The sequence below is a fragment of the Phycisphaerales bacterium genome, from assembly GCA_035627955.1.
Classification (GTDB): domain Bacteria; phylum Planctomycetota; class Phycisphaerae; order Phycisphaerales; family UBA1924; genus JAEYTB01.
Genome location: DASPKU010000023.1, coordinates 58385 through 78683, shown reverse-complemented (window position 1 = coordinate 78683; position 20299 = coordinate 58385). Strand labels below are relative to the sequence as shown.

19 protein-coding genes and 1 tRNA gene are annotated in these 20299 nt (G+C 67.5%); 8 read left to right on the top strand and 12 right to left on the bottom strand.

What is annotated here, in order from left to right; translation table 11 throughout:
* Positions 1-297: hypothetical protein (locus VD997_18195; GenBank protein HYE63927.1), on the top strand; the 297-nt coding region annotated here is incomplete at its 5' end.
* A 180-nt stretch (positions 298-477) separates the two neighbouring features.
* The gene (locus VD997_18190) at positions 478-1029 is read left to right on the top strand and encodes a TIGR00730 family Rossman fold protein (protein HYE63926.1); all 552 of its coding nucleotides are present in this window, start codon (positions 478-480) and stop codon (positions 1027-1029) included.
* A gap of 130 nt (positions 1030-1159) precedes the next feature.
* Here the strand turns inward: VD997_18190 and polA are convergent, their stop codons facing one another.
* Positions 1160-4195, bottom strand: coding sequence for a DNA polymerase I (gene polA / locus VD997_18185; GenBank protein ID HYE63925.1), 3036 nt, complete (start codon positions 4193-4195; stop codon positions 1160-1162).
* A 117-nt stretch (positions 4196-4312) separates the two neighbouring features.
* On the opposite strand from polA, the gene VD997_18180 reads away from it, so the two are divergent.
* Positions 4313-5128 (top strand): hypothetical protein, encoded by an 816-nt coding sequence (locus VD997_18180; protein ID HYE63924.1) that lies wholly within the window; start codon positions 4313-4315, stop codon positions 5126-5128.
* A 70-nt stretch (positions 5129-5198) separates the two neighbouring features.
* On the opposite strand, the gene VD997_18175 is transcribed toward VD997_18180, so the two are convergent.
* From VD997_18175 to VD997_18165, 3 genes are all read right to left on the bottom strand, one after another.
* Positions 5199-5600, bottom strand: a complete 402-nt coding sequence (locus tag VD997_18175; protein HYE63923.1) for a hypothetical protein — start codon at positions 5598-5600, stop codon at positions 5199-5201.
* A 295-nt stretch (positions 5601-5895) separates the two neighbouring features.
* The gene (locus VD997_18170; protein HYE63922.1) at positions 5896-6699 is read right to left on the bottom strand and encodes a DinB family protein; all 804 of its coding nucleotides are present in this window, start codon (positions 6697-6699) and stop codon (positions 5896-5898) included.
* A 100-nt stretch (positions 6700-6799) separates the two neighbouring features.
* Positions 6800-8587: an NEW3 domain-containing protein gene (locus tag VD997_18165; GenBank protein ID HYE63921.1), complete on the bottom strand. Its 1788-nt coding sequence runs from the start codon at positions 8585-8587 to the stop codon at positions 6800-6802.
* A gap of 400 nt (positions 8588-8987) precedes the next feature.
* On the opposite strand from VD997_18165, the gene VD997_18160 reads away from it, so the two are divergent.
* Complete coding sequence (locus VD997_18160) at positions 8988-9182, top strand: CsbD family protein (GenBank protein ID HYE63920.1); 195 nt, start codon at positions 8988-8990, stop codon at positions 9180-9182.
* Between the two features lie 159 nt (positions 9183-9341).
* On the opposite strand, the gene VD997_18155 is transcribed toward VD997_18160, so the two are convergent.
* From VD997_18155 to VD997_18135, 5 genes are all read right to left on the bottom strand, one after another.
* On the bottom strand, positions 9342-9782 hold the full coding sequence (locus VD997_18155) for an MmcQ/YjbR family DNA-binding protein (protein ID HYE63919.1): 441 nt from the start codon (positions 9780-9782) through the stop codon (positions 9342-9344).
* Positions 9783-10064: 282 nt separating this feature from the next.
* Positions 10065-10484 carry a hypothetical protein gene (locus VD997_18150; protein HYE63918.1) on the bottom strand — a complete coding sequence of 140 codons (420 nt, stop codon included), beginning with the start codon at positions 10482-10484 and terminating at the stop codon, positions 10065-10067.
* A 317-nt stretch (positions 10485-10801) separates the two neighbouring features.
* Entirely contained in the window at positions 10802-11074 is a 273-nt protein-coding gene (locus VD997_18145) for a hypothetical protein (GenBank protein ID HYE63917.1), read from the bottom strand.
* Positions 11075-11082: 8 nt separating this feature from the next.
* Positions 11083-11155 (bottom strand) — tRNA-Ile (locus VD997_18140).
* Positions 11156-11261: 106 nt separating this feature from the next.
* On the bottom strand, positions 11262-13502 hold the full coding sequence (locus VD997_18135; protein ID HYE63916.1) for a glutamine synthetase III: 2241 nt from the start codon (positions 13500-13502) through the stop codon (positions 11262-11264).
* 381 nt (positions 13503-13883) lie between these two features.
* Here VD997_18135 and VD997_18130 point away from each other — a divergent pair, with 381 nt between their 5' ends.
* Together VD997_18130 and VD997_18125 are read left to right on the top strand one after the other, a co-directional pair.
* The gene (locus VD997_18130; GenBank protein HYE63915.1) at positions 13884-14195 is read left to right on the top strand and encodes a nucleotidyltransferase domain-containing protein; all 312 of its coding nucleotides are present in this window, start codon (positions 13884-13886) and stop codon (positions 14193-14195) included.
* A gap of 28 nt (positions 14196-14223) precedes the next feature.
* On the top strand, positions 14224-14541 hold the full coding sequence (locus VD997_18125; protein HYE63914.1) for a HepT-like ribonuclease domain-containing protein: 318 nt from the start codon (positions 14224-14226) through the stop codon (positions 14539-14541).
* Positions 14542-14565: 24 nt separating this feature from the next.
* Here the strand turns inward: VD997_18125 and VD997_18120 are convergent, their stop codons facing one another.
* Together VD997_18120 and VD997_18115 are read right to left on the bottom strand one after the other, a co-directional pair.
* Positions 14566-15429: a methionyl aminopeptidase gene (locus VD997_18120; GenBank protein HYE63913.1), complete on the bottom strand. Its 864-nt coding sequence runs from the start codon at positions 15427-15429 to the stop codon at positions 14566-14568.
* Between the two features lie 67 nt (positions 15430-15496).
* Positions 15497-16159 carry a DUF4272 domain-containing protein gene (locus tag VD997_18115; protein ID HYE63912.1) on the bottom strand — a complete coding sequence of 221 codons (663 nt, stop codon included), beginning with the start codon at positions 16157-16159 and terminating at the stop codon, positions 15497-15499.
* Positions 16160-16213: 54 nt separating this feature from the next.
* On the opposite strand from VD997_18115, the gene VD997_18110 reads away from it, so the two are divergent.
* Both VD997_18110 and VD997_18105 read left to right on the top strand, forming a co-directional pair.
* A complete protein-coding gene (locus tag VD997_18110) occupies positions 16214-17707 on the top strand; it encodes a PQQ-dependent sugar dehydrogenase (GenBank protein ID HYE63911.1) in 1494 nt (497 codons plus the stop codon).
* A gap of 23 nt (positions 17708-17730) precedes the next feature.
* Positions 17731-19122 (top strand): dicarboxylate/amino acid:cation symporter, encoded by a 1392-nt coding sequence (locus VD997_18105; protein ID HYE63910.1) that lies wholly within the window; start codon positions 17731-17733, stop codon positions 19120-19122.
* 8 nt (positions 19123-19130) lie between these two features.
* On the opposite strand, the gene VD997_18100 is transcribed toward VD997_18105, so the two are convergent.
* Entirely contained in the window at positions 19131-20279 is a 1149-nt protein-coding gene (locus VD997_18100) for a ferritin-like domain-containing protein (GenBank protein ID HYE63909.1), read from the bottom strand.
* Between the last annotated feature and the right edge of the window lie 20 nt (positions 20280-20299).

The window sequence follows — 20299 nt, the reverse complement described above, 5'->3', positions numbered from 1 at the left end:
GGGGGGGGGGGGGGGGAGGGCAACAGGTGGCGCGGCTGGCGCCATGAGTGGACGTGCCGAAAGGTGCATGGCGGGCGTGACCGGGCGGGTGGCACTGGCGACAGCTCTCGCACGGCGTGCCACAGTCGGTTCGTCCGACAGTGCGTCGCGGGCGGGGCATTCATGCCGGGGCCGACGATCCCGGTTGGGGGCGCGGTGCAGTGCGTGATCGCTGCGGACTTCAACGGGGATGGGAACATCGGGACGGACGCGGATATCGAGGCGTTCTTCAGGGTGCTGGGGGGCGGGAACTGCTGAGACGGACGCTTGGTTGAGGAAGGCTCAAGGGGCGCCGCGATGGCGCCGGCCTTTTCTTTATCTCATCTCCGCGGCCTTCGCGATGCCGCGCGAGCTCCGCGCTCTATGCTGGTTCGGAAGAGAACGCGGAGTTCGCGGAAGGGCGGAGTGAGCCGAGGGGAGCGCGGTGTACACTGGGCCATGGGTGTCACGAGACGTGTGGCGGTGTTCTGTGGGGCGAGCTGTGGGCGAGGGGAGAGGTACGAGAAAGCGGCGCGGGGATTAGGCGAAGAGATCGCGCGGCGCGGGTTGGGCCTGGTGTACGGGGGTGGGCGTGCGGGGTTGATGGGGGCGGTGGCGGATGGAGCGCTGGCGGCGGGGGGCGAGGTGACGGGGGTCATTACGCGGCTATTGGTGGACCGGGAGCTGGGGCACACGGGGATCACGAAGCTCGAGATCGTCGAGACGATGCACGAGCGGAAGATGATGATGGCGAACCTGGCGGACGCGTTTGTCACGCTGCCCGGTGGATTAGGAACGCTGGATGAGATGTTTGAGATCCTGGCGTGGGCGCAGCTGGGGATCCATCGCAAGCCGGTGGGGATTCTGAACACGGGCGGGTACTACGACTCGCTGATGGCGTTTTTGGATCACGTTGAGACGGAGGGGTTTCTGAGGCTCAACCACCGGACGGAGATTGTGTTTGATCCGTCGGTGGAGGGGTTGATGGAGAAGGTTTCCGCGTTGATGTGAGGGGCTTCTCGCGGAGACGCGGGGACGCGGAGGGGGAGCAGAAGATGTTGAATGTGAAGAGAGGCATCGAGGCAGGAGGCACCCAGGCATCGAGTGACGGGCCGCAACGGAGCGGCGGGGTCCCCGGGAGCTACTTCCCCTCAAACCAGTTCCTGGCGATGTAGGCATCGGCCTTGAGAGGGACGGAGAGTTGCATGGCTTGCTCCATGCGGGTGGTGACGAAGGCTTTGACGTCGTTGGCGATGGACTCGGGGGACTCGAAGACGAGTTCGTCGTGGATTTGGAGGAGCATCTTGAAGTCGGAAGTCGGAAGTCGGAAGTCGGAGTCAGAGGCCGGGTTTATCCCGACTTCCGGCATCCCACTTCCGCCTTGCATTTCCTTGTGGATGTTCACCATCGCGAGCTTGATGAGGTCGGCGGCGGAGCCCTGGACGACGGAGTTGATGGCGAGGCGTTCGGCGAGGGCGCGGCGGGCGGGCTGGTTGCTGTCTACGTCGGGGATGGGGCGGCGGCGCTTGAGCATCGTCTCGACGTAGCCGTTGGTGCGGGCCTGGTCGATGCATTCCTGAAGGAAGGTGGTGATGCCGGAGAAGCGGCGTTTGTAGCCGTCGATGATGGTGGCGGCCTCGCGCTCGCTGACCTTGAGGCGGCGTGCGAGGCCGAAGGCCGTGATGCCGTAGACGATGCCGAAGTTGACCATCTTGGCGCCGTTGCGCTGGTCCTTGGTGACCTTGTCGGGCGTGGTGTTGTGGATCTGGGCCGCGACGGCGGTGTGGATGTCGGCGCCGTGGTGGAAGGCGTCGATGAGGGCGGGGTCGCGGGAGAGGTGGGCGAGGAGGCGCAGCTCGATCTGCGAGTAGTCGGCGGTGACGAGAACCTTCCCGGGGGGCGCGATGAAGGACTTGCGGATCTCGCGGCCAACCTCGGTGCGGATGGGGATGTTCTGGAGGTTGGGGTCGCTGCTGGCGAGGCGGCCGGTCGCGGCCACGGTCTGGTTGAAGCTGGTGTGGATGCGCTTGGTGTCTTTGTGAATGGCCTCCTTGAGGGCGACGAGGTAGGTGGAGACGAGCTTCGTGAGCTGGCGGTACTCGAGGATGAGGCGGGGGATGGCGCCGCTGGTTTCTTCTTCGAGGGCGAGCTTCTCAAGGACCTCGACGTCGGTGGAATGGCCGGTCTTGGTCTTGCGGACGCTCTTCAGGCCCATGCCCGGCGGCTCGTCGGTGGGCTTGTTGAAGAGGGCGCTGGCGAGCTGCGAGGGGGAGTTGGGGTCGAAGGTGCGGTGGATGCGCGCGAGGCTCTCGTCCTTGATTTGCTTGAGGAGCAGCTCGATCTGGCCCTGAAGGCGGACGCGCTGGCGGTCGAGCTCGGCGGGGGCGACGAGGATGCCGTTCCACTCGAGCTCGGCGAGGACTTCGACGAGGGGCATCTCGACGCCCTCGAAGAGGGGCATGAGATTCATCTCTTCGAGTTGCGGGAGCATGACGTTGTGGAGCTGGAGGGCGACGTCGGCGTCCTCGGCCGCGTAGCAGGTGGCCTGGTCGATGGGGACGGTGTCGAAGCAGCGCATGTTCTTGCCGCTGCCGATGAGGTCGCTGAGGGAGATGTTGGTGCGGCCGAGGAGGGCGAGGGCGAGGGAGTCGAGGCCGTGGGAGGAACGCGACGCGTCGATGAGGTAGCTGGCGACCATGGAGTCGAAGGCGATGCCGCGGAGGGTGACGGCGTGGGCGCGGAGGACCTGGATATCGAACTTGAGGTTGTGGCCGCACTTGGGCTTGGTTGGGTCTTCGAGGATGGGCTTGAGGGCGGCGATGACGGTGTCGGCGTCGAGGTGCTCGGAGGAAGCGGGGGAGCGGGTGGGGATGTAGACGCCGGTGCCCTCACGTGTTGAGAGTGAAATTCCGCAGAGCTTGCAGTCGTGGGGGCAGAGGCTGGTGGTCTCGGTGTCGAGGGAGATGATGGGGGCGTGCTGGAGGTCCTTGACGAGTTGCGCGAGATCGTCCTTGGTTTTGATGCAGGTGTATTCGCCGGACTGGGCCTGTTTGAGCTCGGCGGGTTTGTCGGCGGTGAAGAGGCCGTGCTGGAAGGGGTCGTCGTTGGTGGGGCGGGGTTTGCGGGGGGGGGCGGGGTTGTTGGGGCCGGGCATGAAGAGGACTGACTCGGGCTTGGTGCGCGAGTCAGCGTCGCCGCCAATCCGGGACTTCGCCGAGGACGGCTCAGTCCCGGCGTCGGGCTTGACACCGAGCATGGCCTTGAGCTCGTCCTGGTAGCGGTTGAAGCCGAGCTCTTTGAGGATGGGGAGCATGCGGTCGAGGCGGAGGTTCTCGACCTTGGCCTCGTCGAGGGAGAGCGGGACTGGGATGTCGCAGCGGAGGGTGACGAGGGTTTTGGTGAGGGGGAGGGTGGGGGCGGCCTCGCGGAGCTTCTCGCCGCGTTTGCCCTTGATTTCGGCGGCCTTGGCGAGGAGGTTATCGAGGCTGCCGTACTCCTTGATGAGCTGCGCGGCGGTCTTCTCGCCCACACCCTCGACGCCGGGGATGTTGTCCACGTTGTCGCCCATGAGCGTGAGCATGTCGACGACCTGGTCGGGGCGGAGGCCGGTCTCCTCCATCAGCTTGGCGGCGTCGAAGGGCGTGTCGGTGTGGACATCGAACATCTCCACCCGAGGCTCCTCGCCGGGGGCCGGGATGTCGAGGAGCTGCTTGAGGTCCTTGTCCTTGGCGACGATGCGGATGCGGAGGTCCGGGTGCTTCTCGCGGTACTGGCAGACCATCGCGCCGATCACGTCGTCGGCCTCGAAGCCGGGGGCACCGACGAACGGCACGCCGATCTCCTTGAGCAGGTCGAGGCAGCGGTTGACCTGGGGCTTGAGGTCGTCGGGCGGCTCCTTGCGGGTCGCCTTGTACTCGGGGTAGAGCTCGCTGCGGAAGGTTTCCTTGTCGCCGCCGACGTCGAGGGCGAGCACGATGTAGTCGGGCTTGCCAGCCCTGCTGATGTTGGGCCCCTCGGCCTTCAAGAGCTTGAAGAGCATGCCGATGAAGCCGAACGTCATGTTCGTCGGCTCCTTGGTGACCGGGGAGGTCATGGGCGTGCGGATGGCGTGGTACGCGCGGAAGAACTGGGCGTAGCCATCGATGATGTAGAGGGTCTTGGTGGGGGTGGCCGGCATGCTGCAACAGGGTAGCGGGCGGGCGGAGAAGGCCGCTTGAACGCGAAGGGCGCGAAGGGGGAGCGAAGGCGCGAAGAACTGAAGTGATAGCGCTCGGCTGGGGGTAGACTGGGCGCGATGAGGCGAGGTGTCAGGCGAGTGCTGGTGTGCGCGGGGGTGGGCGTGGTCGTCACCGTGGCGATCGCGTGGACGGCGGCGGTGCGCCTGTCCTCATTGATGCCTGTGCGCGAGGGCCTGTTCACGATCGGCAGCGCGGGGGATGGTGCGGAACTGACAGGGACAGTGATGCACGAGCGCCGCTGGGGCGTCGAGACGTTCATCGTGGCCGTGCATGAGCGGCAACCGCCAGACAGCGTGGGGCCCGCGTGGGAGCCGTTCCAGGGAACGACGCGCGGCGACCCGCTATGGCTGCTGGGGCCTGACAAGATGCCGGCCATCGAGGGCGCGTTTGCGAGCAAGTGGGGGCGTTTCGGATATGGTGTGGCGGATACGCGCGAGGAGCAGTTCTCCCACTGGCCTGCGTGGCTCGGTCCGATCCCTTCCACGGAGGATGGCCTGGTTGCGTACGGCGGGCGCGGAGCGGGGTGGCCCTTTGTGACGATGCGTTCGCTGCTGCGGGTGAACCCTTCTCCAGCGCGAGAGGCAAAGTGGTCGGGGCTTGCGCGCGTACGCCCGTATGGACCTTACAACACAAAGCTGCACTCGCAGGACCCGCAGAACGGCACAATCCCGCTCTGGCCGCACCCGTGGCTCTTTCCACTGAGCGTTCTGATGTGGGGTGGTGGAGTGTTCGCGGCCTGGAACGCGGCGCTTGGGATCGTTCGGGTGGGACGGAGGCGACGGGGCGTGTGCCTCAACTGTGGGTATGACCTCGTGGGGAGTTCGGTGGCGTGCCCTGAGTGCGGCTCCGCTCGCGCGTGCGTTCTTCGCTGACCAAATAGAGAACCGGCGGCCTGGTGGGGGCCGCCGGTTCTGCGTGGAGGAAAGGAAGAGCGTCAACGTCTTACTTCTTGGGGGCGAGGGTGCCCTTGAGGGTGCCGACGGCGACCGAGTCGCCCACGGCCATGGTGATGTTGGTCCGCTCGCGCTCGTAGCGGCCGTTGCCGAGGTTGTCAGTGGTGATCTTGGCGATCTCCTTGCCCTTGTGGGTGACGGTGTAGGTGGTGTTGGGGGATGCGCGGTAGATCTCGGCCTGGACCTTGAGGCGGCCGCGGTCGGAGCGCCAGGCGACCTTGGCCTCGATGCGGCCGGAGCGCATGCGGGCCTCGAGGCGGATGTCCTGCTTCTTGTTGTCCTTGGCGGAGGACTTGCTGGAGCCGCTGCCGCCGCCCGCGATGGTGGGGGCGGTGAGGCCGGCGCCGGCGATAAGGATGGCGAGGGAGGCGAGGATGGCACGGGTGTTCACGGGTGAGTCTCCTTTTGCAGGGTGCTGGCCGCGGTGGTGCGGCAGACTGCATGCGGAGGGGGTCGCCCGGGGCTGTCAGGAAAAGAGGCAGAACACGGAGAGGGCGGAGTGGGGACGGAGTGACACGGAGAGGGATCAGTCATGATCCCCTTTCCGTGTAGATCGGTCCTCTTTGTGGCGGCTTTGTTCAGGAGGAGTTTGTGAAGCTCCTCGGTCTGGGTAGGGAGAGCGAGCGCGAGCAAAGAGGAAGCACAGGAACCCTCGCTGGCGCGTCGGGCTCGTTGCGACTCCGAGCTCAGTGATGGCAGCCACAGCCGGAGCCGCAGGAGCCGGCTGCGGCTTCTTCAGCCGGTGCCGGGCCGAGGACCTTCTCGACCTTGCGGGAGAGGTACACGGCGTGGTGCTCGAGGTGATAGGTGGCGTAGACGAGGATGTCCTTGAGGGTCATCTCGCCGCGCTCGGGGTGCATGATCTTGCGGGACCAGGCGGATTCGGGGAGCGAGAGCAGCCACTGGCCGGTCCACTGGCGGAGGGTGTGGATGACGGCGAGCGGGCCGCCCACCGCGGCCATGACGCGGGCGTGGTCGCCCTGGGGGTCGGTGCTGTACTGCTTGTGACCGTGGTTGTAGATCATGGAGTCGACGAAGGCGTTTTCGTCCCAGACGGAGACGACGGGGTTTTCCTCGCCGATGCAGCGGCGCATGCGCTCGACGAACACGACCTCGGCATCGGCGACGTGGCCGACGAGGACGCGGGCGGGCCACTGGCCGACGTTGGTGGCGGGGTTGGGGTCAGCGAGGAAGGCGGAGTCGATCTGCTCCTCGGACATCTCGAAGACGCGCCGGTCGATGCACTCGATGCCGCGGCGGTAGCGCATCGTGAGCGTCACCGGGTCGAGGGACTTGAGGTGGGCGAGGAGTTCCTTGGGGTCGTAGGGCTTGGGCTCTGATGCGGCGGAGGTCGCGGTGGGCTGGTCCTTGCAGCAGGCGCCGGATTGCTTGTGGGCGTCGCCCTTGCAGCAGGAAGACGTGGCGGCGTCGTTAGCGGTGGTGGAAGAGGTGGACTTCGAATGGCCGCCGCAGCAGGAGTGGTTGTGCATGAGCGGATGGTAGCGGCGGGGCGCCGGGTGAAAAGAAAGCCACCGAGATGAGGGCATCTCGGTGGCACGTTTGCTTGGAAGTGAAGTGACTACCTGTCGATTACTCGACGAGGTTGGTGGACTCGGTCTCCTCCACCGGGCTGTCGAGCTGGTCGGCGGTCATGCGGACGCCGAAGCGGACGTCACCGGGTGCGGTGGCCTTGACGCGGATCTGCCACTCGGCCGTGGCCTTGGGGGCCAGGCGGGCGAGGGGGCTGAACTGCACGTTCTGGCCGCCGCGGGCGTCGCCGGCGTTGGTGTCGCCGAAGCCGCGGGCCGCGACGAACTCCTGACCGGTGGGCAGGACGCCCAGGATGGTGATGTTGGTGGCCTCGGCCGAGCCCTGGTTGTGCACGCGGATGGTGTAGACCGTCTCGTCGCCGATGCGGACGGGGTCACGCTCGTCGACGACCTCGAGCAGCAGGGCGGGGATGCCCACCACGCGGGTGGTGAACTCTTCCACCTGCGGCTGGGCGCAGTAGGCCTCGGCGCGGATGCGGCCGCGGACCTCGCCGATCTGCTCGGCGTTCAGGCGGACCATGGTCTGGCGGGACTCGCCGGGCCCGAGGGTGCCGATGGACCAGGTGTTGTTGCCGGCCCGGCGGTCGCTGCGGTCGCCGGCGTCCTCGAAGCGGGCGCCCTGGAAGTCGGCGGTCACGCGCACGTCCCGCAGCGGGATGTTGCTGGGGTTGGTGATGGTGATGCGGCTGCCCATGTCGCGGCCCATGTAGGTCGTCTCGGGCGCGTCGAAGTCAAGCTGCAGCTCGGGCTGGATGACCGCGATGGTGGCCGACTCGGCGCGGGCGTTCACGCCCATGGCGCCGGTGGCCTCGGCGGCGCCGAGGTTGAACTCGCCGGGCCGGTCGGCGCGGGCGGTGAAGTCGATGGACTTGGTCTCGCCGGGGGCGAGGTCACCCACGCGCAGCTCGGCGCCGCGGTCACGGGCGCGCCAGCCCTCGGGCAGGTCGACGCGGACGCGGACGTCGCGAGCGTGGCTCTCGCCGGTGTTGGTCACCTCGTAGCGGAGCGGGATGTCCTCGCAGATGAGGACCTCGCGCGGGCTGCGCAGGGCCAGGGCGATGCTGGGCGGCGCGACGGCGTTCATGGTCACGCACACCTCGGGGTTGTAGCCGGCGAAGACGCAGGTGGTGGAGGGGCCGGCCTTCTCGGTGCGGGCCTCGACCTCGATCACCTTGCTCTCGTTGCCGCGCAGGTCGCCGACGTTCCAGGTGAGGGCGTTGCGGTTCATCGCCTCGGCGTTCTCACCGTTGGGGAAGGCGTTCACGTTGTCGGCGCGGTTGAAGAACTGGCCGTTCCAGTTGAAGGGGGCGCCGCGCTGGGGCTGCAGGTTGCTGCCGGTGATCTCGATGCCCTCGTCGCTGGTCTCGGAGACGAACACGCCGCGCACCGGGTTGTCGGTGAGGTTGGTGACGCGCATGCGGTACTGGAAGGGGGCGCCGACGACGACCTCGGCGGGGGCGATGCGCTCGACCATCAGCGTGCTGCTCTCGCGGTCGCCGGTGGGGAAGTACATGATGGTGCTGCCCGTGGTGGACTCGCGGCGGGCCTCGGTGCGGGTCTCGCGGCGCGGCTCGGGCGCGGGCTCGCGGTAGGTGGTGTCGCGGTCGACGACCACGGCCTCGCGGCGCTCGGTGATGTAGCCGCGGTTGGCCTCATCGACGGTCAGCTGCGGGCGGGCGCGGGGCGTGCCCCAGTCGTCGTCGTGGTTCTCGTACGGGTTGTCCTGGGTGGCGCAGCCGGTCGCCAAGCCCGCAAGGACGACCAGCAGCAGCGGCGAGAGGCCGCGGGAGAAGATCCGCTTGTTCCACGTCGTATTTTCAGTAGGCACACCGTGCTCCTTACAGGGGTGAGATTGGTCCGGCCAATGCGCCGGGGTTCGATCCGTCAAAGCCCGCGCCGCCACCCCGTTGAGGGCGGGACCGCTGTGTGTCGCGTAAGAGGGTGCCACCACGAGCGCTGTGCTGGTGTGAGAATCGGCCAAAACCGGGGGCGGTGTGGGCGGGTGTGCGCGGGGTGTTCGTGGAACGGGTTGCGAACGGGGGGTGAAAGCGGAAAGCGGAAGTCGGAACGCGGAAGTCGGAAAGCGGAAAGCGGAAGTTGGAAACCCGGAGTGGAGGTCGGTGCCTGCTCTTCGCTTTCCGGTTTTCGCTTTACGCCTCGTTCACCGTCAGAGGCCACACTGTCCTCGGCCGCACCCTTCACACCCGCGGCCGCAAGGAGGCACTCACATGGACCCTGATCGCATCGACGGCAAGGCGGACAAGCTCAAGGGCGAGGTCAAGAAGGGGCTTGGCACGCTCACCGGCGACAAGAGCCTGGAGGCCGAGGGGCACGTGGACAAGGCGAAGGGGCACGTCAAGGACGCGTTCGGGCGCGTGAAGGACGAGTTCCGCGCCGAGGACCGGCGGGCGAACGAGCCCTGAGCTGAAGCGTTTTGAATACGACGCCGGGACTGAGCGGCTCTGAGCGAAGTCCCGGATTGGCGGCGGCACTGGCTCTGCGCGGTGTGTCGCGCCCCAATCCGGGACTTCGGCGAGGCGCCTCAGTCCCGGCGTCGTTCATTGTGCTCAGGTTGCGTCGCTCTACTGGGCCAGCTTCTCGCGCACCTTCTTCGGCAGGCTCTCCACGACAAGCTCGTAGCTGCGGCGGATGCACGCCTCCAGCTCGCGCTTGGGGAGCGCCTTCGGGTCGGTGAACTTCACCCAGCCGTGGCGGGCCGCGTAGGGCGCTGGGATGATCCCCTCGCGCTTCGTGAGCCGCTCGAACTCGATGTCGTCGCACTTGAACCCCGGCAGCGTGGGATCGCCTGTCTCCACCACGCAGTACAGCTTTCCGCCCACGCAGGCGCAGTAGTTGTCGCCCCACTTGATGTCGAAGGTGGTGCCGGGGAGGGCGCGGCAGAACGTGGGGATGGGGGCGGTCTCGTAGCCCGCGGCGGCGGTAGGGGTGGGGGCCGCCTTCGCCCCCTTCTTCGTGACGGGCTTCTTCCGGGGAGCGGCCTTGCGCACGGTCTTCTTCGCCATGCCCTGAGACTAACAGGGAACACTCTCTCGCGGAGAACGCGGGGCTCGCAGGGGGATTAGATGCAGTGTCTCTGCAAAACGATTACGGTCTGCACGGCGACTCCGGACTCTTCGGCGGTGTGATGGACGGCAGTAGCGTTCGGAACGAGCCCGGAACGAAGTGACGGGTCAGCGACGTGCGCCGCTGGCAGGAGACCCCTCACTGCGTTCGGGGCTCGTTCCGAACGGTCTTTGGGGTCGCATGCAACGGCGTGCTCGGGACGAAGTGCTTCAGGCCTGTATTCACTGCCCACCCTGTGCAAGGTGCCGCCGGAATCCCAGTATCCTCGCACGGGCCTGAGGCCAGTTCGACGGGCGGAGCAGGTCATAGACGGTGTCCCAGTGTGCGTCGATGAACGCGGCCGCGCCTCCCATGCCCAGGCTCCAATGCCCCTGTGCCGGAGGGTCCAGCAGATCGCGGAATCCAGAGGCCTCGACCATCCGATCGGGTTCGTCGGAGCACCCGATCTCCAGGTACGCCAGCCCCCGCTCGTAGATGGCCTTGAGCACGATGTGGTCGAGCATGTAGGTGCGTTCGGCGTACCCGCGGTCCATGTCCTCGAACTGCGACACCGGCGCGAACCCGCGCTTGAGAAGGGCCGTGGTGTACGTGGAGATCGCGCGGTCGAGGGGCGCAAAGCGGGAAGCCTCGGGCGGGGTCATGGCGGATGCTAGTCGGTTGCATGCGACGAGCATGCCTTTGCCAACGGCCCCGGGACTTTGGGCACCGGGGGGAGGGGTGCGCGGCTTTGCCGCACCTCTCCCCGAGTGCCCAACCGGAGCCAAGGCATTGAGTCCTTGTCTTGATCGACTCCGGGGGTGCAGAGCCGCCCATGGCAACCTTCGTTCGCCCCGCTGGGGCGAAGAGCATTGGGCGTCGTCAACCGGGGGTGTCGAAGCGCCACCCCCGGCTAAGACCGTGCGCCGCGTACGCGGCGGGAGGCACATAGCGACGAAGACGTCGCCATGGCACGCGGGGTTCACGCGTCGTAGGTGGCGTAGTAGATCACGCGCTCGCAGACTTGCACTCGCGGGAAGTCGGACGAGCGGAGGGTTTTGATGAAGTCGCGCATGATGTCAACCTCGAGGAAGTAGCTGAAGCTACGGCCGTCGATGATCCTCGGTGCTGCGGAGCCCTCGTCGTCGTTCTTGAACAGGTGCACCGCGGCGTCTGCGTTCCATGGATCGGTCGCGAAGATGACCGCGTCATCGGGAAGCCGGTCGGCGTTGTCGATGGCTTCGCGAAGCGTCATGCGTGAAGTAGCCCCGCTCGGATTCGAACCGAGGACCAAGGGATTATGAGTCCCCTGCTCTAACCGCTGAGCTACGGGGCCGCGGCCGTCAAGCGTAGGGAAAGAAAAGGCCCCGCGCGGGTGCGCGGGGCCTCGGGTTCGTCGCGGTCGAAAGCCCAGGGATCATGATCCCTGGGCTTTGTGGCAGTCACTTGATGCTGAGCATCTCGCGGTACGTGGGGATGGGCCAGAGGTCCTTGGGGATGCGGCGCTCGAGCTCGTCCACGGTCTCGCGGAGCTCGGCCATGGCGGGGCGGACCTCGTCGCGGACCTGGGCGGCGTGCTTCTCGATCTCGTGGGACTCGTGGTCGGTGGTCTCTTCCAGCTTGGCGATGGCCTTGCGGAGGTCGTTGACGAGGCCGACGAACTCCTCGAGGCTGGCGCGGGTGGCGCCGGCGTCCACGTCCGCGGCCTCGGTGGCGGCGACCGCCTCGGCGAGCTCGGTCTGGCGGCGCTCGGCGGCGGGGAGGACCTGGGTCTTGGCCATGACCACGGCGGTCTCGGCCTCGATCAGCACCTGCTTGATGTACTTCTCGAGGAAGATGTGCTCGCGGCTCTCGACCTCGACCTTGCTGAGGACGCGGTACTTCTTGAAGAGGTCGATGTTCTTCTTGGTCGCGATCTGCTGGAGGGCGGAGACCGACTCGCGGTAGTTGGGCAGGCCCCGCTTCTTGGCCTCCGCGTGCCACTCCTGCGTGTAGCCGTCGCCGTCGAAGAGCACGCGGCGGTGCTGCTTGACGATCTTCTGCAGGAGTTTGGACACGGCGTCCTGCAGTTTGGCGGGGTTGGACGAGCCGTTCTTGCCCAGGGCCCGCTCCAGCTGGCTGGCGACGAAGTCGAGGGACTCGGCGACGATGGTATTGAGGACCGTGGAGGGCCAGGCCGCGGAGCCGCTGCTGCCCACGGCCCGGAACTCGAACTTGTTGCCGGTGAAGGCGAAGGGGGAAGTGCGGTTGCGGTCGCCGGTGTGGCGGGGGATCTGCGGCAGCGTGCGGGCGCCCAGGTCGAGCTTGCCGCCCTTCATGGTGCTCTTGGCGCGGCCGGACTCGAGCTGGTTGACGATGTCGGTGAGCATGTCACCCAGGAAGATCGAGATGATCGCGGGCGGGGCCTCGTTGGCGCCCAGGCGGTGGTCGTTGGCGGCGGAGGCGACGCTGGCGCGGAGCAGGTCGGCGTGCAGGTCCACGGCCCGGATCACGGCGCACATGAAGGTGAGGAACTGCATGTTCGTGTGCGTGTTGTCGCGCGGGTCCAGCAGGTTGACGCCGGTGTTCGTGGACATGCTCCAGTTACAGTGCTTGCCCGAGCCGTTGATCCCCGCGAAGGGTTTTTCGTGCAGGATGCACTGGAGGCCGTAGCGGGGGGCGACGCGCTTGAGGGTCTCCATCACCAGCATCTGGTGGTCGCACGCGACGTTGGCGGTCTCGAAGACCGGCGCGAGCTCGAACTGGCCGGGCGCGACCTCATTGTGGCGGGTCTTGACCGGGACGCCGAGCTTGTACAGCTCCTGCTCGACCTCGGCCATGAACCCGAGCACGCGGGTGGGGATGGAGCCGAAGTAGTGGTCCTCGAGCTGCTGGCCCTTGGGCGGGCGGGCGCCGAACACGGTGCGGTCGCACGCCTTGAGGTCGTCACGCTCGTAGTAGAAGCTGCGGTCGATCAGGAAGTACTCCTGCTCGCAGCCGAGGGTGGCCATGACGCGGGTGACGCCGGCGTCAGAGCCGAAGACTTTGAGCACGCGCATCGCCTGCTCGCTCAGCGCCTCCATGGAACGCAGGAGGGGCGTCTTCTTGTCGAGGGCCTCGCCGGTCCAGGAGACGAATGCGGTGGGGATGCACAGCGTCGCGGTGCCCGCGGAGCGGTTCAGGAAGACCGGCGACGTGCAGTCCCACGCGGTGTACCCGCGGGCCTCGAACGTGCCGCGGATGCCGCCGCTAGGGAAGCTGGAGGCGTCGGGCTCGCCCTGCACGAGGGCGGAGCCGGTGAACTCACTGACCGCGCCGCCGCGCCCGTCGGGGGAGAGGAAGGCGTCGTGCTTCTCGGCGGTGAGGCCGGTGAGGGGCTGGAACCAGTGGGTGTAGTGGGTGGCGCCGCGCTCCATCGCCCACTCCTTCATGGCGGAGGCGACGACGTCGGCGAGGGCGGGGTCGAGGGGCTCGCCGTGGTTGATGGTGCGGACCATCTTCTTGTAGACGTCCTTGGGCAGGCGCTGCTGCATGACGCGCTCGGTGAAGACGTCGGAGGCGAACAGCTCATCGACACGGGTGTCGTTCACGTGGGTCTCCAGGCGGCTGGTCTGGCTGGGCATGCCGGTGACGGTGGTGCCGTTGAGGAAGGGGACTTTGCCGTGGGGGGTCAGCATGGTGTGGACGGTGGTGTGGTGGGTCATGGGGGCGAACTCCTCCGTGCGGGTGCGGGGGGCCTTGTGTCGTTCACCGGCGGATGACAGGATCAAACGCCGGAATGGATCAGGTGGAATGGGGACTGCCAATCGTACAAAGGCCGCGTGGAGACCCTGAAACTCCCGGGGAAACGGCTGGCAATCGACAGGTTGTTCGGGAGGCGGAGGATAGGGGGCGAGGGGCTGGGATTCACTGCACGGCGGGCGGGTTAATGCGCCCGGCGTGGCCCGTCACCCCCGCCGTTGGCGGGTGATCGCCTGCTGCTGTTGCAGTTGCACGGCGGCACTGGGCTGGAGGGCTGCGGTGATCACAGTCATGGGCTCCGGGCCAAGTCTAGGCCCGGGCGTCTCCCGGTACAATCCTGCGGTATGGTCGCCCCGACGCCCCAGATCGATCTCCCCCAAGAACGCATCGCGGAGTTCTGCCGCAAGTGGCGGGTGCGGGAGTTCTCGTTGTTCGGCTCGGTGTTGCGGGCGGACTTCCGGGCGGACAGCGATGTCGACGTGCTCCTTGAGTTCGAAGAGGGCGCCTCGCCGACGTTGGAGCCGTGGATCGATATGCGGGATGAGCTCTGCGCTCTTTTCGGGCGCGAGGTAGACCTCGTCGAGAAGCGTCGGCTCGTGAACCCGTTCCGCCGGCACCACATCATGAACAACCGGCGGGTGCTGTATGCGGCCTGATGAGCGGGACGCTGCACTGTTGTGGGACATGGTTCGACATGCCCACGAAGCCGTGGAGTTTGTTGCGGGCAAGACGTGGGAGAACTACCGGGAGGACCGTCAGCTTCGGCGGGCGGTCGAACGGTCGGTGCAGATCGTGGGCGAAGCGGCAAGAGAACTTTCGGACGACTTTCGAAAGGCGCACCCGGAGGTGCCGTGGCGGCCCATTATCGTTCAGCGGCACATCCTGGTGCACGACTATGGCGAGATCGAGGACGACAAGATCTGGCGCGTGGCGACGGTGCACCTGCCAGTACTGATCCGCCTGATCACCCCGTTAATCCCACCGCCACCACCAACCGACTGAAGCAGACTGCCCGGCACCCGGTGACTACTGCTCGATCACGTCGGGGAGTTCTTCAAGCTCCGCCGTGAGCACCCGCGGCCCATTCTCGGTGATTAGCACGTCGTGCTCGTAGTGCACCGAGAGCGAGCCGTCCTTGGTGTACACCGGCCACTCGGTCTTGCGGCCGGGGCCCTGCCGCTGAGTCGTCATACCCGTGCCGATGGCGATCATGGGCTCCACGGCAACGAGCGTGCCGGGGAGGCAGGGGCTGGTGGCGTCGGGCCACTCGCCGGGGTAGGTGGGGACGGTGTTGGAGACGAAGGGCGGGGCGTGCAGGGTCTGGCCGTAGCCGTGCCCGCCGAGGCCGCGGATGAGGTGGAAGCGGCACTCGCCCTCGACGTGCCCCTGCACGGCCCGGGCGAAGGCGAGGTACGAGTTGCCGGGGCGGAGCTGCTGCACGCCGCGGCGGAGCGATTCCTTGCCCGAGTCGCAGAGCTTCTTGACCTGCGGCGTGGGCTGGCCGAAGACGTAGGTCCACGCGGCGTCACCGATCCAGCCGCGGTGCTTGACGCCGATATCGATCTTGACGACGTCGCCCTTGGTGAGCTTCTTCGCCCGGTTGGAGCCGGGCTCGGTGTAATAGCCGGCGGTGCCGTGGACCACGCAGTCGTTGACACTGAGGCACGCGTAACTAGGGAACGCGGCGTGCGAGCCGGTTCGGTAGCCCAGGAAGCAGGACTTGCAGTCGAGGTCTTCGAGCTGCTTGGCGACGAAGCCGTCGATCTCGGGCAGCGTCACGCCCTCGTGCAGCCACTCGGCGAGCCGGCGGTGCACCTCGACCACCTTCTGGGCCGAGGCGTAAGCCAGGTCGGCTTCCGCGGCGTTCAACAAACGGGGCGGGTGGGGCATAGAGGCGGATGTTAGGAGTGGGGCGGTGAATTGTCGGGCTGGGCGGGTGCTGGATTCGCACGCCTTTTCATGTGGTCATGTCCACCCGCTCCCACTCGACCTCGGGCTGGGTGAGCCAGCCGAAGGCGCGGGCGCGTTCGTAGACGATCGACCCGTTGATGGGGGAGGCGGGGCCGTCCACCTGCTTCTGCACCACGGCCCACAGGAGGCGGTAGTAGAGGTCCGCCTGGTCGAGGAGGTCCGAGGTTGAGCGGAGGTGGAGCTTCTCGCCGCCGATGGCGGCCTCGATAAGCGGCTCCAGGGCGGCGGGGTCCGCGGGGGTGGTGGGCCAATCGAGCTTCTTGAGAAGCCCGCCGGCCCAGAGGAGAGCGGCGATGGCCTCGATCGTCCAGAGGGCGTCGGTGGTGTCTTCGTCGCTGGGGCGGGGGTCGTCGATGAACGCGAGCTGGGTGTCGCCGAGGGCTTCTTCGGCGTCGGCGCGGAGGGGCTCGAACGCGCGGAGGAACTCCTTGTGCGGGCGGCCGGTGGCGGCGAAGTGGGCGCGGAGCCAGACCATCGAGAGAGCGAGAATTTGAGCGCGGAGCTCATCCTCGGAGCGCTGCCCGGCCTCGTCCTCGGACTCGATGGTGGGGAGGGACTCGAGAACGGGCACGCCCTTTTCGCTCAGCAGGGCGATGGATGCCGCCTTGCGCTCCTCGGGGATCTTCTTCGCGGCGGGCTGCTTGGCCATGCCCCAAGGTAGGCCCGGCCCCGCACGGAGCGGCTGTCGTTAGAATCCGCCCTTATGCGTCACCCCGCCGCGTTGTTGATCGCTGCGTCCTCCCTCGTGCTGGGCGCCCCGCTTGCCCGGGCTCAGACCGCCACGCGCCTGTGGGAAGAGAACTGCATGAAGTGCCACGGCGAGAAGGGCGAGGGGGGCGGTGCGGGCACGCGCACGCTGCTCATTCCCGAGAAGCGGGGGATGGACACCGACCGGGCGTTCTTCGACATCATCAAGAACGGCAGCCCCGAGAACGGGATGGAGGCCTACGGCGGGGCGATGACCGATCCGCAGATCTGGTCGCTGGTGGTGCACATCCGCGAGCTGCAGGCGCGGGACCAGCGCGCGAAGGTGGGCAAGCCAAGGCCGGAAGCGGGCGTCTACAAGACGCAGCGGGCCAGCTACAAGGTCGAGCAGGTCGTCAGCAGCGGGGTGGAGGTGCCGTGGGCGGTGGACTTCCTGCCCGACGGCACGATGCTGGTCACCGAGCGCAACGGCAAGCTGCGGACGTTCAAGGACGGCGTGCTGAGCGAGCCGCTGAAAGGCACGCCCGAGGTGCGGGACCAGGGGCAGGGCGGGCTGATGGACGTCACCGTCCACTACGACTACGCGAAGAACGGGTGGGTGTACCTGGCGTTCTCCGAGCCGCTGGGGGCGGGGGGGCGGAACGGCATGACGCAGGTCGTGCGCGGCAGGATCAAGGACAGCGTGTGGACGGAGCAGGAGACGATCTTCCGCGCCCGCGAGCAGGACTACTCGGGCGGGGGCGTGCACTTCGGCTGCCAGATCGTGTTCGACCGGAAGGGGCACGTGTTCTTCGGCATTGGCGAGCGCGGCCTCGCGGAGCGCTCGCAGGACCTCAAGCGCCCCAACGGCAAGGTGTACCGCCTGCACGAGGACGGCACCGTCCCTAAGGACAACCCGTTCGTCGGGCAGGAGGGCGTGTACGAGGCGGTCTGGTCCTACGGCCACCGCAACCCGCAGGGGCTGGTGTTCGACCTCAACGGAAACCTGTGGGACACCGAGCATGGGCCGCGGGGGGGCGATGAACTGAACATCATCGAGAAGGGCCGCAACTACGGCTGGCCGGTGGTGTCGTACGGCATCAACTACAGCGACCAGCCGTTCAAGAGCCCGTTCCCGGGTGAGGAGCACGCGGCTCTCAACATCAAGATGCCGGTGGACCGCTGGCTGCCATCGATCGGGGCGTGCGGCATGGACGTGTGCAGCGGCAAGGCCTTCAAGCAGTGGGAGGGGGACCTGCTGGCGGGCGGGCTGTCGGGCAACAACGTCGACCGCATCCGCGTGGCCAAGGACGGCGACGCGTGGAAGGTGGTCGAGCGCGAGGAGATCGTGTTCGGGATGGGGCGCGTGCGCGGCGTCACGTGCGGGCCGGACGGGTTTGTGTACGTTGTGCTGAACGGCCCGGACAAGATCGTGCGGCTGGTGCCGGCGGACGAGGGGAAGTCAGCCGACGCCGGGACTGAGGAGTCTTCGACGAAGTCCCGGGTTCGGTGAACTGTTCGCCCGAGGAGCCGCGCGTGAAGCTCGCCCTGCACTGGAAGATCCTGATCGGCCTGGCCCTGGGCATCGCGCTGGGGCTGGTGCTGAACTACGCGGCCGTGGAAGCAAAGGAAGCCTCGGCGGCGGGCGCAGAGCCGGGCGCGTTCGTTTCGGGCGTCAACAGCGTTGCCCCGTCGATCACAAAGTTCCTGGGCCTGATCGGCGACCTCTTCAAGCGGGCGCTCCAGTTCATCGCCGCCCCCATCATCCTGTTCGCGATGATCCTGGCGGTGAACTCGCTGGGAGACCCGCGGAAGCTGGGGAGGCTGGGGGCGAAGACCGGCGGCATCTTCGCGTGCACGGCCGTGCTGAGCGTGGTGGTGGGGCTGCTGCTGGTGAACGTGATCCAGCCGGGCGGGTCGCGGTTCATCTCCGAGGAGGCGCGGGGGGCGCTGCTCGCGTCGACGACGGCGCAGACGCAGACGACCACGAGCAATGTCCTCAACGCGTCGAAGACCACGGACCCGTGGACGCTGGTGCGCGAGATCATGCCCACCAACCCGTTCGATTCGCTCGCGCGGGGCGACATGCTCCAGATCGTGGTGCTGGCGCTGCTGCTGGGCATCGCCCTGTCGCTGCTGCCGGGCGATACCTCACGTCCCGTGATCCGCGTGGTGGAGGGGCTCAACGAGGCGTTCATCATGATCGTCCGCGGGATCATGAGGGTCGCGCCCATCGGCGTGTTCTGCCTCATCGTGCCGATCGTGGCGAACCTGGGGTTCGGCGTGCTGGCGTCGCTGGGCGCGTACTGCGGCACGGTGCTGCTGGGGCTGGCGATCATCCAGTTCATCATCTACCCGGGCGTGGTGAAGACGTTCAGCCCCATGCCGCTGCGGACCTTCTTCCGCGGCATTGCCCAGGTGCAGATGGTGGCGTTCAGCTCGTCAAGCTCGGCCGCCACGCTGCCGGTGACAATCGAGGCCGTGCGCGACAAGCTCGGCGTCGCGCGCGACATCACGAGCTTTGTGTGCGCCATGGGGGCCAAGATCAACATGGACGGCACCGCCCTGATGCAGGCGGTCGCTACCGTGTTCCTCGCCCAGTTCTACGGCAGGGACCTGTCGCTCGCGGCGCAGGCGGCGCTGGTGTTCACGGCCGTGTTCGCCGCGATCGGCTCTCCCGGCATCCCCTCGGGTGGCATGGTGATGCTGGTCATCGTGCTGCGGTCGCAGGGAATCCCCGACGGGGGCATCGCGATGATCCTGGCGGTGGACCGCGTTCTGGACATGTGCCGGACGGTGGTGAACGTAACCGGCGACGCGGCGGTCGCGGTCGCCCTGGCGGGGACCGAGGGCCAGCTGGCCCGGTCCGCACCACATGCAACCACCACCGCCGCGCCGAGGAGTGAGGAGCTGTCGGAGGTCCGCTGACTTAGTGCTCAGCGGCTGCTGCTGCCCGACTTGGAACCCGAGGAGCGCGAGCCGCTGCTGCGGCTGCCGCTCGAGCCTGAGGACCCGCTTCGGGAGCCGCCGCTGCTGGAGCCGCTACGGGACGAGCTGCCCCGCGAGCCGCTGGAGGAGCCGCTTCGGGACGACCCGCCGCTGCTGCCGCCGCTGCCCCGCGAGCCGCTGGAGCTGGAACCGCTGCGCGAGCCCCCGCTGCTCGATCCGCTGCGGGAAGAGCTGCCGCCCCGAGAGGAACCCGAGGACCCACCGCCGGTGCCGCTGCCCGAGCGAGAGCCGCTGCGGTTGCTGCTGCCGCTGCTGCGGTTGGAGCCCCCGCCCGAGGAACCGCCGCTGCGATTGGAACCGCCCGAGGACCCGCCGCTGCGGGACGAGCCGGAGCCGCCGCGCGACCCGCTGGAGCCACTGCCGGAGTTGCTGTAGCCGCTGCGCGACGAAGTGCCGCGGGACTGGGACCGCGAGCCGCCGGAGCGGTTGGAGGAGCTGGAGCCGCGCGAGCCGGAGCGACCACTCGAGGCGGTGGACCCCTCGTCCTCGTCCTCATCGTACTGGCCGCTCTCGCTCATGAAGTCAGAGGAGCTCTCCTCCCCCTCTTCGCCGCCCTCCTCGCCCTCGTCCTCGATCATGCCGGCGCGGACGGTGGCGTTGGCCAGCAGCTCGCCCTCGCAGATCTGCGTGAGCTTCTCGTCGGTGGCGTACTCCTCATCCAAGGTCTGCTGGAGCACATCGATGAGCTCCTGCTCGCCCACGCGCTCCGCCAGGGTGCGGGCCGTGCCGTAGCCGGAGATTTCGTAGTGCTCGATCCGCTGGGCCGCGGCGATGAGGGCGGCGTCGATGATGGCGTCCTCGCCCTCCATCTCGAACACCTCGTTGCCCTCCTCGATCAGGCCTTCCATGGCCTTGCACTTCTTGCCGCCCATCTTGAGCCCGAGCGACTCGCCGATCTCCTGGAGGCGCTCCAGCTGGACGCGGGTCTCTTCCGCGTGGGTCTCGAAGGCCTCGCGGAGCGTGGGGTCGCTGGCCTTGCGGGCCATCTTTGGCAGCGCCTTAAGGAGCTGGCCCTCGGCGCTGTAGAGGTCGCGGAGCTGTTCAATGAGCAATGCCTCGACGCTGTTCATCTCCATGGGCGCGTTCCTTCCTTGTG

What these genes read in the sequence shown, in the direction of transcription:
- VD997_18145 (HYE63917.1), bottom strand. Translation starts at nt 11,074, where the DNA reads ATGACGCTTCGCGAAGCCATCGACAACGCCGACCGGCTTCCCGATGAC.
- polA (HYE63925.1), bottom strand. Translation starts at nt 4,195, where the DNA reads ATGCCGGCCACCCCCACCAAGACCCTCTACATCATCGATGGCTACGCC.
- VD997_18190 (HYE63926.1), top strand. Translation starts at nt 478, where the DNA reads ATGGGTGTCACGAGACGTGTGGCGGTGTTCTGTGGGGCGAGCTGTGGG.
- VD997_18130 (HYE63915.1), top strand. Translation starts at nt 13,884, where the DNA reads ATGGTCGCCCCGACGCCCCAGATCGATCTCCCCCAAGAACGCATCGCG.
- VD997_18170 (HYE63922.1), bottom strand. Translation starts at nt 6,699, where the DNA reads ATGCACAACCACTCCTGCTGCGGCGGCCATTCGAAGTCCACCTCTTCC.
- VD997_18180 (HYE63924.1), top strand. Translation starts at nt 4,313, where the DNA reads ATGAGGCGAGGTGTCAGGCGAGTGCTGGTGTGCGCGGGGGTGGGCGTG.
- VD997_18100 (HYE63909.1), bottom strand. Translation starts at nt 20,279, where the DNA reads ATGGAGATGAACAGCGTCGAGGCATTGCTCATTGAACAGCTCCGCGAC.
- VD997_18150 (HYE63918.1), bottom strand. Translation starts at nt 10,484, where the DNA reads ATGACCCCGCCCGAGGCTTCCCGCTTTGCGCCCCTCGACCGCGCGATC.
- VD997_18120 (HYE63913.1), bottom strand. Translation starts at nt 15,429, where the DNA reads ATGCCCCACCCGCCCCGTTTGTTGAACGCCGCGGAAGCCGACCTGGCT.
- VD997_18115 (HYE63912.1), bottom strand. Translation starts at nt 16,159, where the DNA reads ATGGCCAAGCAGCCCGCCGCGAAGAAGATCCCCGAGGAGCGCAAGGCG.
- VD997_18155 (HYE63919.1), bottom strand. Translation starts at nt 9,782, where the DNA reads ATGGCGAAGAAGACCGTGCGCAAGGCCGCTCCCCGGAAGAAGCCCGTC.
- VD997_18125 (HYE63914.1), top strand. Translation starts at nt 14,224, where the DNA reads ATGGTTCGACATGCCCACGAAGCCGTGGAGTTTGTTGCGGGCAAGACG.
- VD997_18135 (HYE63916.1), bottom strand. Translation starts at nt 13,502, where the DNA reads ATGACCCACCACACCACCGTCCACACCATGCTGACCCCCCACGGCAAA.
- VD997_18160 (HYE63920.1), top strand. Translation starts at nt 8,988, where the DNA reads ATGGACCCTGATCGCATCGACGGCAAGGCGGACAAGCTCAAGGGCGAG.
- VD997_18110 (HYE63911.1), top strand. Translation starts at nt 16,214, where the DNA reads ATGCGTCACCCCGCCGCGTTGTTGATCGCTGCGTCCTCCCTCGTGCTG.